At 32.9% G+C, this 14229-nt stretch carries 11 protein-coding genes; 5 read left to right on the top strand and 6 right to left on the bottom strand.

What is annotated here, in order from left to right; translation table 11 throughout:
* Positions 1-22 precede the first annotated feature (22 nt).
* Positions 23-1507 carry a glycoside hydrolase family 130 protein gene (locus tag BXY64_RS17200; protein ID WP_120241218.1) on the top strand — a complete coding sequence of 495 codons (1485 nt, stop codon included), beginning with the start codon at positions 23-25 and terminating at the stop codon, positions 1505-1507.
* Here BXY64_RS17200 and BXY64_RS17195 read toward each other — a convergent pair.
* Genes BXY64_RS17195 through BXY64_RS17185 form a run of 3 tightly spaced genes read right to left on the bottom strand, consistent with a single transcriptional unit; the run spans position 1504 to position 4109 of the window.
* Entirely contained in the window at positions 1504-2664 is a 1161-nt protein-coding gene (locus BXY64_RS17195) for a glycosyltransferase (protein ID WP_120241217.1), read from the bottom strand. The genes BXY64_RS17200 and BXY64_RS17195 overlap by 4 nt on opposite strands.
* Before the next feature lie 7 nt (positions 2665-2671).
* Positions 2672-3703, bottom strand: a complete 1032-nt coding sequence (locus BXY64_RS17190; protein WP_120241216.1) for a glycoside hydrolase family 130 protein — start codon at positions 3701-3703, stop codon at positions 2672-2674.
* A gap of 4 nt (positions 3704-3707) precedes the next feature.
* On the bottom strand, positions 3708-4109 hold the full coding sequence (locus BXY64_RS17185; RefSeq protein ID WP_120241215.1) for a hypothetical protein: 402 nt from the start codon (positions 4107-4109) through the stop codon (positions 3708-3710).
* Between the two features lie 213 nt (positions 4110-4322).
* Between BXY64_RS17185 and BXY64_RS17180 the strand changes: the two genes are divergently transcribed.
* From BXY64_RS17180 to BXY64_RS17165, 4 genes are all read left to right on the top strand, one after another.
* Positions 4323-4697, top strand: coding sequence for a DUF7670 domain-containing protein (locus BXY64_RS17180; RefSeq protein WP_147376026.1), 375 nt, complete (start codon positions 4323-4325; stop codon positions 4695-4697).
* Positions 4698-4790: 93 nt separating this feature from the next.
* The gene (locus BXY64_RS17175) at positions 4791-5960 is read left to right on the top strand and encodes an adenylate kinase (protein WP_120241213.1); all 1170 of its coding nucleotides are present in this window, start codon (positions 4791-4793) and stop codon (positions 5958-5960) included.
* Positions 5961-6117: 157 nt separating this feature from the next.
* The gene (locus BXY64_RS17170) at positions 6118-7215 is read left to right on the top strand and encodes an FIST signal transduction protein (RefSeq protein ID WP_120241212.1); all 1098 of its coding nucleotides are present in this window, start codon (positions 6118-6120) and stop codon (positions 7213-7215) included.
* A gap of 9 nt (positions 7216-7224) precedes the next feature.
* A complete protein-coding gene (locus BXY64_RS17165) occupies positions 7225-8934 on the top strand; it encodes a hybrid sensor histidine kinase/response regulator (RefSeq protein WP_120241211.1) in 1710 nt (569 codons plus the stop codon).
* A gap of 117 nt (positions 8935-9051) precedes the next feature.
* Here the strand turns inward: BXY64_RS17165 and BXY64_RS17160 are convergent, their stop codons facing one another.
* The 3 genes from BXY64_RS17160 to gyrA all read right to left on the bottom strand — a co-directional run bounded on the left by BXY64_RS17160 (position 9052) and on the right by gyrA (position 14083).
* A complete protein-coding gene (locus tag BXY64_RS17160) occupies positions 9052-10221 on the bottom strand; it encodes a tetratricopeptide repeat protein (RefSeq protein WP_120241210.1) in 1170 nt (389 codons plus the stop codon).
* 91 nt (positions 10222-10312) lie between these two features.
* Positions 10313-11482: a tetratricopeptide repeat protein gene (locus BXY64_RS17155; RefSeq protein ID WP_120241209.1), complete on the bottom strand. Its 1170-nt coding sequence runs from the start codon at positions 11480-11482 to the stop codon at positions 10313-10315.
* A 102-nt stretch (positions 11483-11584) separates the two neighbouring features.
* A complete protein-coding gene (gene gyrA / locus BXY64_RS17150; protein WP_120241208.1) occupies positions 11585-14083 on the bottom strand; it encodes a DNA gyrase subunit A in 2499 nt (832 codons plus the stop codon).
* Between the last annotated feature and the right edge of the window lie 146 nt (positions 14084-14229).

The raw sequence follows: 14229 nt of genomic DNA, 5'->3' as shown, positions 1-14229 counted from the left end.
AAGCTCGTTAAAAAGGATTCAGATGGCTAATAAAAAAGCAATTTCCATAAACAAACAAATTCTTCATTTTACTCCGGATGATTCCAGAGTAGTAACACGTTTTTTTACTCCAGGAAACTCAAAGCGCATTGAGAATATTTTTGAACGAATATTTCTTTTGCCTGAGGAAGAAGCTAAAAAAATTCTAGATCAAACTTTAAAAAGTTTTTCCAAGCGCCATCGTAATATAAAGAGAATTTTTAAGGACAATTTCGACCAAATTGTTAAGACAACAGAATTCAAAAACGATTTTAGTTTAGAGCAAAAGCTATTAATAGGTTCTTATTTTACCATGGAATATTCCATAGAATCTGCAGCGCTGTTTAATCCATCCATTGTCATCCACCCTGAAGCTATCGATTCTGAATCTGGTAGATTAAAAGTTTTGCTAAGTTTTAGAGCCGTAGGAGAAGGACATATTTCTTCAATTGTTTTTAGACGTGGTGTAATTAGGTCTAATGGTGAACTTTTGGTACAAAAAAACAGTGCTTTGATTGAACGCGTAAACAGAACTCCTGATCCCATATATTTAAAAAGTGATTTTTGTTTGAAGCTAAAAGAAATTGGAACTTATGATTTAGTATCAAAAATCTTAGACAATTTACTGGATGAATTCACATTTGACGAATTAAAGGAAGCCATTCACATTTTCAGGAAAAAGAAGGATATAAAACACAAAAAAGTAGGGAGAAGTAGCGAAGAGGCTATTGAAACCCTGTTGTGGTTGGCCAACGCTAATTATGAAATTAAATTTTCACCAGAATTAGATATTAGTGCACGTGTAATCTTTCCTGTTTCGAATAATGAGATCAAAGGAGTTGAAGATGCCAGGTTTGTATTATTTAAAAATGGCAACGGAACGGGCAAACATGTTTATTACGCAACTTATACAGCTTACAATGGTTTTACAGCTTTACCACAATTAATAGAAACTGTTGATTTTTGTCACTTTAAAGTATCGGTTCTTTTGGGTGAAGGATCAAAGGGCAAAGGCATGGCATTATTCCCACGAAAGATAAATGGCAAATACGCCACCATTTCCAGAAATGATAATGAAAATTTGTACATCATGTTTTCTGACAATATCAAACATTGGGAAAATCCAATACTTTTGAAACCACCTGCCTTTTATTGGGAGTTTTTCCAAATTGGCAATTGTGGTTCTCCAATTGAAACCGAAAAAGGCTGGCTTCTTTTAATTCATGGTGTTGGACCGGTACGAACCTATACCATAAGTGCCATTTTACTCGATCTGGAAGATCCTACAAAAGTGATTGGATTATTAAAAGATCCATTTTTAATTCCAAACGAACAAGAAAGAAACGGCTACGTTCCTAATGTTGTGTATTCATGCGGTGCAATTATTCACAAAGACATGCTAATTCTTCCATATGCAATGTCCGATTCACGCTCTGGAATAGCATCACTTAAAGTAAAAGAATTGCTTGATAAGATGATTTATTATTAATGAACAATTTTTGTGTTTGAATCTAAACGTTCTGGTCTATAATAGAACTGTGCACCACCAATAGGTGGCACTAAAAGTTTCTCATACAATTCGATATGCCTGTTAGCAATTTGTGACCAATTAATTTTCTCATTGCTAATCCTGATATTCTCTTGAAATTCAAGCCTTAAATCATCATCTTGCAGGAGATTTGTGATATGATTTACATATTCATCATCCGTTTTAGCATAAAATCCACCTTTAACTTCTTCTATCCAATTTTTGAAACTCATTAATTCAGAAGTAACTACTGGTAATAACAAAGCTGATGCTTGAGCCAACACTCCACTTTGACCTCCCTTAAGATATGGTAGAGCCATAACATCTGCAGCACTTAAAATTGTATCCAAAGTAAATTGAGGAAATTTGCCATATAGAATTTTAACATGCTTCTTTACATCTGGCTTATTCAATGATCGGTAAAGCAAATCTTTATAATCTGAATGCTCATTAATTCTACTTCTGGAAGCCATAAGCAAAACTAAATCTTTATTCTTTTCAACCAATCGCGGAAGCAAATCAATAATTTTCTCAAAGTTCTTAGTTGATCTCATATAGCCTGCTAATAAAAGCACCTGCTTTCCTTCCAAACCAAGTAGTTCTTTCGCATTCTCAACTCTCTTTACTTCCCGGACTCCATGTGGAATAACAAGTATTGGATTCGGGCAATTATAGCTCTTCAGCAGAATATCTTTCTGAAAGTTTTCATGAACAATTATTGTTGAGCTCAGATTTAGGATATGCTGTACGATTATTTTTTCTTGATATTTAAGGTCTTCAAAAACAGTATGCAAAGTTACAACTACAGGAGTATCGGCTAGATTACAACGAATTAAAAACTCTATAATCTGCACACCTCGTTGATCTCCAAATAGTCCAAACTCATGTTCTATTTGAACAATATCAGGAGTCAATCTTTCTACATGAAAGAATAATTTGGAAGCAATGTCTTTGTCATGTGGTGCATATACCTCAAATACATTATCTCCCTTAGCTCCAATTTGAGCCAATATTCTAATTTCTTTTCCTTTTACACTTACAGAGTCACTTAAATATTGGGTGTAAGTTGCTATTCCACACTCGGTAGGTGGATAGGTTGAAATATATGCAATTCTCATAATAGGCTTAATTAAAATATTTTAAAAGATCTTGTACACTTGTAATTGCAAGACAAACCGTCTCATCACAAGCGCCATAATAAATCCACAATTCTCCATTATCTTTTTCCACTAAACCATTTGTAAAAACAACATTAGGGAAAAAGCCATTTTTCTCATATTCCATTTCTGGAATCAATACAGGTGTATCTACTTTCTTTAATATTTTAGTAGGATCATGAAGATCAAGAAGCAGTAATTTTAAGGAGTAAACGCTATCTTCTCCTTTCGCATGGTAAACTATCAACCAACCTTTATCTGTTTTAATTGGAGAAGAACCGCCTCCAATTTTTTGCTGTTCTGTTTTTGATGCATCAGGACGTAACAAACAAATATGTTCACCCCAATTCATCATATCTGGAGAAGTAGCATACCAAATAGAAGGTAATCCAAATCCCTTATTATCCGGACGATGAATGGCTGCATATTTTCCATTTACTTTCTCAGGGAAGAAAGCCACATCTTTGTTTAAAGGAGGGAAGACAATTCCAAGCTTTTCCACATTTATAAAATCTTTGGTTTTGGCCAAATAAGTTACATATCCATCTCCTGAAACAGCGGTGTAGTTAATGTAAAAAACATCATCTATTTGAACAATTCTAGCATCCTCAACTCCAAAACACTCACAATCCAGAGTAGGGTAGATAAATGGTTTTCCCTCTACAATAAATTTTATTCCATCATTGCTACGAGCCAATCTCAGGTGACTCATAGTTGTTAAATAATCAACACCTTTATAAAAATACCCTCGTGTATCTTTATAAATCAATTCAGGATCATCCTTTTCAATTCTCATTACCTTGGCTTCTCCATTTTGATAATACGGAATGGTAATGTGATTTTCTTCGGGTAAAGAATTCTCTGCCACTCTGATCAAAAGAAGAGTTTCATCTCTAAATTGTATTGCTCCAGGGTTAAATGCTCCTAAAACCTTAAATGAAGGATTGGAAGCCTTAACATCTTCTGGGCGAATCAACGGATTACTATTATGTCTCTTCATGATTTCAAGACATATCAATCAAATTCGTGAAGTTTAGGTATTTAGCTGCATGCTCACCATAAGTATCTACTTTATCCTCAGAAATTTGATAGGTGCAACGTTCACCATATACTCCCGAGAATAAAATTTCATATTCTTGGTCTTCTTCATCCTGCATTACGATTTTGTAAATGTTCTCATGAATTCTTTTGTCCAATAAACTTTTGTGGCAACAAGGACAAAACATGGAAATTTTCTCATCATTCTCCATTTCAAAATTCGCATGCTTAAGAATCTCATAATCACCAAGGTGTATGCTAAATAAAAGTACTCCTTTTTGCCCTCTTTCATTTTTTGCTGAGATCACAATTCTATCATTAACATTTAGATAGTTTCGACAATGTGGACATATATAATTTGCATTCATAACAATAAGTTTAAATAGTTCGTTAGATATAAAAATATACGCCTTTAATTGAAGAATGTCAACTTAAATTTATTAATAATCAAGCATATAAAACATTGTTTTTTTACTCATAAAATTTAGAAAGCAATTTAGTTTAAGATCAAACTTTCAAATCCATTTTAAATCGGTTATATTTGAATTACGCTAAATTGAAATGGCAAAACATTATTAGATTTGAAGTTATTAATAAACATTATTCGTTGGGTAGCTAGATTTTTAGGAATATTTCTATTCCTATTTTTTGTTTGGTTTGCTATAGAAATAGGTTCTCCTGATTTCGACATGATGAGCAATCAGGAAGTAAAATTATTTCTTGGCAATTTTATAATGCTTATAGGCTTGATTGTTGTTTGGAAATATGAATTTATTGGATGTGTACTTTTAATTGGCGGATATATCTTTTTCTCTATTGTAAATTACTCTTTCTGGATAGGGCCTATTTTTCCAATCTTTATGCTAATTGGTATTCTTCACCTATTTTGTTGGTTTGCAGAAGCTTTTAGAATTGCTAAAAAATTTAATTTTTCTGTGCGTATGTTTTTAAAATAATAAAGCATATAAAAACATTAAAAACGGGTAGATGTAGCATAAAATTTACTAATTTTGGATCTTAACTAACTTAAAAAACATAAATTTAACCACATGTTAAACATTGCATTGTTCGGACCTCCTGGTGCCGGAAAGGGAACTCAGTCTAAAATGCTGGTTGAGAAGTATAACTTAGCATATATATCAACTGGAGATATCCTAAGAAATGAAATTGCGGAAGGAACCGAATTAGGCCTACAAGCTAAAGACATAATCAAAAAGGGAGGTTTAGTACCGGATGAAATTATAGTTCAAATTATTGAGGAGAGAATAAAAACAAATACCGAAGTTAAGGGCTTTTTATTCGATGGTTTTCCACGTACAACAGTACAGGCCTATATTTTAGAAGGTTTGCTTCTAAAAATGAACACGAAATTAGATTGTATGTTGAGCCTAGAAGTTCCTACGGATCAATTACGCAATCGTTTGCTTGATAGAGCAACTAAAGAGAACAGACCTGATGATACTGAAGAGGTAATAAATGTTAGACTACAAGAATATGACACCAAAACTGCTCCAGTAGCTAACTTTTATAAGGAAAAAGAAATCTATCATGGGATTGATGGATTAGGTGGAATTAATCAAATTTTCGATCGTTTAACGAATGTTATTGATCAAACACTTGAAAAATCTTGGATCAATTTAGTTCTTCTTGGACCTCCAGGATCAGGAAAAGGAACTCAGGGAAGAAAATTAGCAGAAAAATTCAACTTGGTTTATATTTCAACTGGACATTTAATGCGTCAGGAAATTAAGAAAGGAACTGAAATGGGGAAAAGTGCTAAAACTTATATCGAGAAAGGAGATATAGTTCCTGATGAAATTGCGATTAAACTTATTGAAAGACAAATCAAAAAGCATCCTGACGCAAACGGATTTATTTTTAAAGGGTTTCCTAGAACAATTGTTCAGGCATATATTTTGGATGGATTACTTAGAAAACTTCAATCTACGGTTACTTCCACTATTAGTTTGAATGTACCTACTTTGGAGTCGATTAAAAGGTTAACAGCCCGAAGCAAAACACAGAGCAAAAGAGCATATGATGCCGATACTGATATAATTATTCATCGATTGGAACAACACGAAAAAAGAAGTTCTAAAGTGAGTAATTACTATTCGAAACAAAATAAACTAGAATTAGTTGATGGAGTTGGGGATGAAGATCTGGTTGCGGATCGACTTAGTGAAGCTGTAATAGAATCATTTAAAAAGATTAGATAACAAAAAAGCCGGTTTTAATTTAAAAACCGGTTTTTTTTTTCGATAAAACACAAAAATCGCCACTTGACAATCTCGTTTTGATATTTTGTCAAATCTGAGGAAAATTATTTTTTAATTTTGCTAACATTGTAAATCACATCAATCACTTTTAAGGTTTATGTATTTAGAAAAACCTACTATCAATAGTATTCTTAAAGGTTTAAAGAGACTATCTGTTTCTGATAATACTCAATTTTTATTATTGATTGGGGAAAACTGTAAATTAAACCTAGAGGAACTAGTACTTTCCTTAAATAAAGCAAAACACTTATTCATAGGTGGAGTATTTCCTAAAGTGATTTATAAAAATCTTACATCCGACACTGGTATAATCATTAAAATGATTAATTTGGATGTAGTCCCAATTTACTTCAACTCTGAGGAGGAATTTTTAAATCAGTATGCAGATTATCACGAACATAAATTCACCACGGCATTTACTTTAATTGATGGTCTTTCCGAAAAGGCATCTGATCATTTGACCACTTTATTTACACATTTAGGAAATAACGTTCGCTTTTTCGGTGGTGGTGTAGGTTGTTTAGAAACCAAAGATAAAGGCATTTTATTAACCAATGATGGAGTCTTTAACACAGGAACCATTGTCGTGTTTCTAAATTCGAATACTCGAATGGATTCAAAGCATGGATGGCAAAAGTCTGAAGGTCCATTTATTGTTACCAAATCAGAAAAAAATTTAATTAAAGAGCTCAACTGGGAAAATGCATTTGAAGTATATAAAAAATGTCTCAAGGAAACTCAAAACATTAATCTAACAAAAGAAAATTTCTCAACACATTCAATTCATTTTCCATTTGGAATCTATAAGGAAGAAAGGGATTACATTGTACGTGATCCGTTTGATGTAAATCCAAATGGTCACATAACATGTGTTGGTAATATTCCTGAAAATTCATTAATTGATATTCTGGCTATTGAAAAAGAACAGCTAGAAAGTATCTCAAAAATAATGATTTCCAATTGTCTTGTGGAAACGAAGGGTACTCCAATTGCAATAATGTTTAGCTGTATATCAAGAGTTAAACATTTACAAAATCAATTTGACGAAGAATTGGAAGCATTAAACAATGAGCTGATTACAAAATTTCCTCATTGTGAATTGGAAGGTGCGTTATCTATAGGAGAAATATACTCTAGTGGGGAAGGATACTTGGAATTACTAAACAAATCGATTGTTTTAGGACTAGCTTATTAATTTATAATAATGAATACAAATAGCTTAATTACTGATATATCTTTTTTATACGAACTTTCTTTATCTGTAGGACAATCTCTTGATAGAAAAGAAAACTGTAAAAATTTCTTACAAACTTTGATGTCAAGAAAAAACTTAGAGTTTGGAGGCGTTTGGATTCGAAATTATAGTATTCCATACTCAGCAAAAACTACTGGATATACAGTAATATATTCTCATCCACAAATTAAACTTGAGCAAACTTATATAGAAGATTCTAATTTTTTAAATCAATGTTTCGAAGAAAAGGATTCCTTTTCAATTCCATTAACAATGGAGGCGAGAGAAGCAATTGGGTTTAGAAAGAAGGAGAGAGGTGTTATCACCTGCTACAAACTACGGGAGTTAGGGTTTGTTGTATTGTATTCTTCGGCCCAAGACAAACTGTGGGATGAAATTGAACAAAGGAAACTTAAAAATGTAATTAATAAATTTGCTATTTCAATAAAGGCGTGTTTGTTTCACGAAAAATCTATCCTTGATCTCATCACAATTTCAAAGACTCAGAAGGAGTTGGAAAAGGCAAAGAAAGAAGCTGAAGAATCAAATGAATTAAAATCAGCATTTCTTTCAAATATCAGTCATGAATTTAGAACTCCAATCAATGCAATAATTGGGTTTTCAAATTTATTAAAAAATCAAGATATTAATCCCATAGAACAGAAGGGATTTATTGATAACATACTGAATAGCAGCAGTAAACTGCTTAAGATGGTTAATAATCTATTGTATGTATCAAAAATAGATTCAAACCAACTAAATTACACATTGAAAACTTTTAAAATAAATGAAACTTTAAGGGATGTAAAAGCACATTTGAATTCTCAACTCGCCAATAAGCCTCAAGTAAATTTTAAATTGGTATTTCCTAATAATTCTGAGGATGTACAGATTGAATCTGACCGTGATAAGTTGATTCAAATAATGGATAGTTTGGTTGATAATGCTATCAAATTTACCAATACTGGCAATATTGAATTAGGGTATTATATAGATGATAAGTCGATTCCAGTTTTTTACATAAGAGATACGGGCATTGGAATTTCTAAGGAAAAACAAAAACATATATTTGAAGTATTTCGACAACTGGATTATGAAGCCAATAGAAAATTCGAAGGTTTTGGATTAGGGCTTACTTTGTGTAAAAAGTTAATTCAATTGTTGAAGGGTGAAATCTGGTTTGATTCAGAAGAAAGCGTTGGATCAAATTTTTACTTCAGATTATCAGGCAATGGTAGAGTTCAGATGGATTTACTAAATGATACTAAGCCAAACTCAAATGATAATCTTGGTTCCATTAACGATTTAGATTTTTCTGAAAAGAATATTCTAATAGCTGAAGATGTTCGATCTAACTTTAATTATTTAAATGCAATAATCGAATTAACCGACGCATCAGTTGTATGGGCAAAAAACGGAAAAGATGCAATCCAAATTTGTCGTGATAACAATCCTAAAATTGATTTGGTGCTAATGGATATCAGAATGCCTGAAATAGATGGCATGGAAGCTATTAAACAGATTAAGGATACAAATAAATCAATTCCTGTTATTGTACAAACTGCATACGCAATGAACAATGAACGAGAAGAATGTTTACATGCAGGCGCTGATAATTTCATAACCAAACCAATTGATCCAAGGAAACTAATTCAAATACTCCAAGAATACTTGCAATAAGAATTCAAATAAAATATAGAAAGCATAAAATCAAACCATTACAAGTCTTATAATTCATATTATGTTTTTTATGCAAGTATTTAAAAAGGGATCAATCTTTGATCCCTTAATTTAGCCTTATTGTATGTCATCCAATTGAGATTTAACCTCATTATATTTTTCAAGGTAAGCCTCTTTTTGATTTCTAAGCTTGAAATAAATTTCTTTCAGAATCAACAAGATGTTTTTCTCACCTGGTTTTACTTCTAGTGCACTTTCAAAATATGGTATAACATTTTCGTACTCAGCATAAACCTCTTTTATTGCTTCATTATATTTTTTAGCATCCAAAATTTCATTTACTTCTTTATGATGCTTACTAACTTTATTTGAAACAATAATGGCCAAATTATATCTAGGAATAAACGCTTCTGGATCTAATTCTATTGATTTTTTATACATGGTGATGGCGTTATCTAACTCTCCCATTTTATCATATAATTGGCCTTTTGCGCTATAAAAAGATGCATTGTTTGGATCCAGAGCAATCGCTTTATCTAAATAATCCGCTGCTTTCTGTGGCTCTCCTCCAAACATGTAATAATTAATTAATTCAACAAGCATATCAGAGTCATTTGGAAACAACTCAAATCCTTTCTGAATATACTCTACAGCTTCTTTTTCATTACCCTTTGCTTTTAAAACCTTCGACAAATATGCATATGTTTTTGCCCCTCCATACTTGTAATCAATAGATTGCTTATAATACTTAATTGCTTTATCATATTTCTCAGCTTTCTGAGCTGCCATACCTGCATTATAAATTACAATAGTATCTACAACTTGATTGTCTTTAAAGAAATTCATGGATTCAATTTCAAGAACTTTTTCAAATGCTGCCAAAGCTCCAGCATAATCTTTTTCATTATAACGAGTAACAGCTTCGTTTGTGTAATCAGGAATCATATTGGTCATTTGAGCTTTTACAGGCTTAAGCATCTTCCCTTTCTGATCTAACTCAAGCGCCTTTAAATATGCAGCATATGCAATATCCAAAGGATTTTTTTCTAAACTCTTATAAACAGGAAGTGGACTTTCAAAAATACCTTGGTAAACTTTACCCTTTACAAGGTAGGCTTTGGGGTAGTTTACACATTTTTCATGCTTAATTCCTTCATCAATAGCTTCTTTAGCTTTATCTAATTTACCTGAAGTAAGATAATTTTGCGCTCCGGTTATCTTACTTTTTTGTGCGAATACAGAAGAAACGCTAAAAATCATAACCAGAATGAATGATAATTTTTTCATGTTTTCTATAATTAAACTTAATGATGTTTAAATGTAACAAAAAAAGAGGGAAACACAATGCTTCCCTCTTTTTTATGTCAATATAGAAATTTTATTCCATTCCGTCCAACTTAGCTTTCACTTCGTTGTATTTTTCTAAATAAGCTTCGTTTTCGTTTCTAAGTTTGAAATATAATTCTTTCAAAGTAATCAATGAGTTTTTCTCATCTGGCTGCATTTCAAGAACTTTTTCAAAATATGGAATTACTTTTTCATACTCTGCATAAACAACCTTAATTGCTGCATTGTACTTTTTAGCATCCATGATTTCATTAGCCTCTTTGTGCTTAGCAATTGCTGCGTTCAACTTTAAAAGTCCTAGGTTATACTGAGATGTATAATCATCTGGAGTTAACTCTAAAGCCTTAATGTACATTTCTTCAGCTTTTGCTGGTTCTTTAGTCTTTTCATATAAAGTACCTTTTGCGCGATAGAAAGAACCATTATTAGGATCTAAAGCAATGGCTTTATCAAGGTAATCAGCAGCTTTTTGAGGCTCTCCTCCTAACATATAGTAGTTAATTAACTCAACTAACATCCAAGAATCATTTGGGAACAATTCAAAACCTTTGTGAAGATATTTAACTGCTTCTACTTCATTACCGTTTGTTTTTAAAACATTTGCCAAATTAGCATATGATTTAGCTCCACCGTAATTGTAATCAATAGATTGCTTGTAATACTTAATAGCTTTATCATACATTTCAGCTTTCTGAGCTGCCATACCTGCATTAAAAATAACTGCAGTATCTACCACAGGATTATCTTTAAACATATCCATCGCTTCAATCTCCAATACTTTTTCAAAAGCCGCCAATGCACCAGCATGGTCTCCTTCGTTATAAAGATTTACAGCTTCATTGGTATAATCAGGAATCATATTAGTCATCTGTGCTTTTACAGGTTTAACCATTTTTCCTTTTTCATCCAATTCTAAAGCTTTAATATAAGCAGCAAAAGCCACATCAAGTGGATTTTTAGCCAAATCTTTATATGCAGGAAGTGGACTCTCAAAAATTCCTTGGTAAACTTTACCTTTTACAAGGTATGCTTTAGGATAGTTTACACATTTTTCATGCTTAATTCCTTCATCAATAGCTGCTTTAGCCTTATCTAACTTACCTGAAGTAAGAAAGTTTTGTGCTCCGGTAACCTTACTTTTTTGTGCGAATACAGCCGAAACGCTCAAAATCATAACCAGAATTAATGATAATTTTCTCATAATCAATGTTTAGTTTTTATAACAATCTCGAACAAAAATATACCTTTCTTTGAATATTCGAACAAGATTAATCACTTTATAATTATTCTACGTATCAAAATACTACTCTTCAGTATTTTCAGTTGCTTGCTCCGCTCCTTTTTCTTCATCATCTTCATTCGATGAATTTACTTTAGCTACAGCAGCAATAGAATCACTCTTTTTACTCAAATTAATCAAACGAACACCTTGAGTCGCTCGTCCCATAACTCGAAGATCTGAAACTGCCAATCGAATGGTAATACCTGATTTATTAATGATCATCAAATCATCATTGTCAGTTACATTCTTAATAGCAATCAAATCACCAGTTTTTTCAGTAATGCTTATGGTTTTAACACCTTTACCTCCTCTGTTGGTAATTCTGTAATCATCAATATTTGATCTTTTACCATAACCATTTTCCGAAACAACAAGAATATCCTCTTCTCCATTCTCAACACATATCATGCCAACAACTGCATCACTCTCGTCTTTCAGCGTAATTCCTCGTACTCCAGAGGCTGTTCTACCCATTGAACGAACTTGATCTTCAGCAAATCGAATGGCTTTACCCGAACGTCCTGCAATTAAGATTTCATTCTTACCATTTGTAAGTTTTGCTTCCAGAAGTTGATCTCCTTCACGAATAGTGATTGCATTTACACCATTCACTCTAGGGCGAGAATAAGCTTCAAGAGGAGTTTTCTTAACAACACCTTTCTTAGTACATAAAACTATGTAGTTATTATTAATATATTCCTCTTCTTTTAGGTTAAGAACATTTATATATGCCTTCACATTGTCATCCGGCTCAATATTCAACAGATTTTGAATTGCTCTACCCTTCGACTGCTTAGTTCCTTCTGGGATTTCGTATACTTTAAGCCAGAAACATTTTCCTTTTTCTGTAAAGAATAACATGGTATTATGCATTGTAGCCATAATCATGTGTTCAAGGAAATCTTCCTCTCTGGTAATAGATCCTTTTGAACCTACTCCACCTCTATGCTGTGTTTTAAACTCTGCTAATGGCGTACGTTTGATATAACCCATGTGAGAAATCGTAATTACCATTTCTTCATCAGCATAGAAATCTTCTGGGTTGAACTCTTCAGAAGCATAAACAATATCGGTTCTTCTTTCATCACCGTATTTTGCTTTAACTTCCATCAATTCTTCTTTAATGATATCCATTCTCATCGATTCATTAGCAAGAATTGCATTCAAGTGATCGATCAACTTCATCAATTCCTCGTATTCCTCATGCAATTTCTCACGTTCTAAACCTGTAAGTTTTTGCAAGCGCATATCAAGAATTGCTTTTGCTTGAACTTCATCCAAATCAAAGTTGCTCATCAATCCATTCTTCGCTTCCTCAGGAGTCTTAGAACCTCTGATTAATGCAATCACTTCATCAATATGATCTAAGGCAATAATCAACCCTTTAAGAATGTGCGCTTTCTTTTCAGCTTGTCTTAATTCATATTGAGTTCTGCGCACAACAACGTCATGTCTGTGCTCTACGAAATTATCAATTAATTCACGCAGATTAAGCAATTTTGGACGCCCTTTTACGAGTGCAATATTATTTACACTAAAAGAAGTTTGCATTTGCGTGTATTTGAATAATTTATTCAACACAACATTTGCAATTGCATCTCTCTTAAGATCGAATACGATTCTCATACCATTACGGTCTGATTCATCGTTTACATTCGAAATTCCATCAATCTTTTTATCGTTGATTAAATCAGCAGCCTTCATAATCAGCTCTGCTTTATTAACCATGTAAGGAATTTCTGTTACAATTATCTTTTCACGGCCTTTTTCATCCGTTTCAATATTAGTTTTGGAACGAATTACCACACGCCCCCTACCTGTCTCAAATGCCTCTCTAACACCTTGATAACCATAAATCGTACCGCCCGTCGGGAAATCCGGAGCTTTAATAATCTTAATAAGCTCATCCATTTCCACTTCTTTATTATCAATAGTGGTTACAATCGCATCAATAGTATCTGATAAGTTATGTGGAGGCATATTAGTTGCCATACCTACAGCAATACCAGATGCACCATTAACAAGAAGGTTAGGAATACGGGTTGGAAGTACAGTTGGTTCCTTTAATGATTCATCAAAGTTTGGAACCATATCAACAGTATCTTTATCCAGATCCGATAAGGTTTCTTCAGCAATCTTATCCATCCTTGCCTCTGTATAACGCATAGCAGCTGGGCTATCGCCATCTACAGAACCAAAGTTCCCTTGTCCATCAATCAATGGGTAACGTAAAGACCAATGTTGAGCCATACGAACCATGGTCATGTATACAGAGCTATCACCATGTGGGTGATATTTCCCCAATACCTCACCAACAATTCTTGCTGATTTCTTATACGGTTTGCTTGCTGTGATACCTAACTCGCCCATACCGAAAAGCACTCTTCGGTGAACCGGTTTTAAGCCGTCTCTAACATCTGGCAAGGCCCTGGAAACAATAACCGACATCGAATAATCGATATAGGCTGATTTCATTTCCTCCTCGATGTTGATACGTATAATTCTTTCTCCCGTAGTCATCTATAATTAATTTAAAATTCTAAACATTTCTCAGAACTACAAAAGTAACAAAATAAGTGATTTTTGCGTAAGAAAAGCATCTATATTTGTATATGGATTAAGATAAATATTTAGCATTTTTACTTTAGAGCTTGATTTCTAGTTTA

Origin of the sequence: Marinifilum flexuosum, assembly GCF_003610555.1 — a bacterium.
GTDB lineage: Bacteria > Bacteroidota > Bacteroidia > Bacteroidales > Marinifilaceae > Marinifilum > Marinifilum flexuosum.
The sequence above is the reverse complement of the archived record's forward strand: the minus strand, read 5'-3'. Positions and strand labels throughout refer to the sequence as shown.

Bases quoted from the DNA above. Each gene is read 5' to 3' on its own strand.
- BXY64_RS17200 (WP_120241218.1), top strand. From the start codon at position 23: ATGGCTAATAAAAAAGCAATTTCCATAAACAAACAAATTCTTCATTTT.
- BXY64_RS17195 (WP_120241217.1), bottom strand. From the start codon at position 2,664: ATGAGAATTGCATATATTTCAACCTATCCACCTACCGAGTGTGGAATA.
- BXY64_RS17190 (WP_120241216.1), bottom strand. From the start codon at position 3,703: ATGAAGAGACATAATAGTAATCCGTTGATTCGCCCAGAAGATGTTAAG.
- BXY64_RS17185 (WP_120241215.1), bottom strand. From the start codon at position 4,109: ATGAATGCAAATTATATATGTCCACATTGTCGAAACTATCTAAATGTT.
- BXY64_RS17175 (WP_120241213.1), top strand. From the start codon at position 4,791: ATGTTAAACATTGCATTGTTCGGACCTCCTGGTGCCGGAAAGGGAACT.
- BXY64_RS17170 (WP_120241212.1), top strand. From the start codon at position 6,118: ATGTATTTAGAAAAACCTACTATCAATAGTATTCTTAAAGGTTTAAAG.
- BXY64_RS17165 (WP_120241211.1), top strand. From the start codon at position 7,225: ATGAATACAAATAGCTTAATTACTGATATATCTTTTTTATACGAACTT.
- BXY64_RS17160 (WP_120241210.1), bottom strand. From the start codon at position 10,221: ATGAAAAAATTATCATTCATTCTGGTTATGATTTTTAGCGTTTCTTCT.
- BXY64_RS17155 (WP_120241209.1), bottom strand. From the start codon at position 11,482: ATGAGAAAATTATCATTAATTCTGGTTATGATTTTGAGCGTTTCGGCT.
- gyrA (WP_120241208.1), bottom strand. From the start codon at position 14,083: ATGACTACGGGAGAAAGAATTATACGTATCAACATCGAGGAGGAAATG.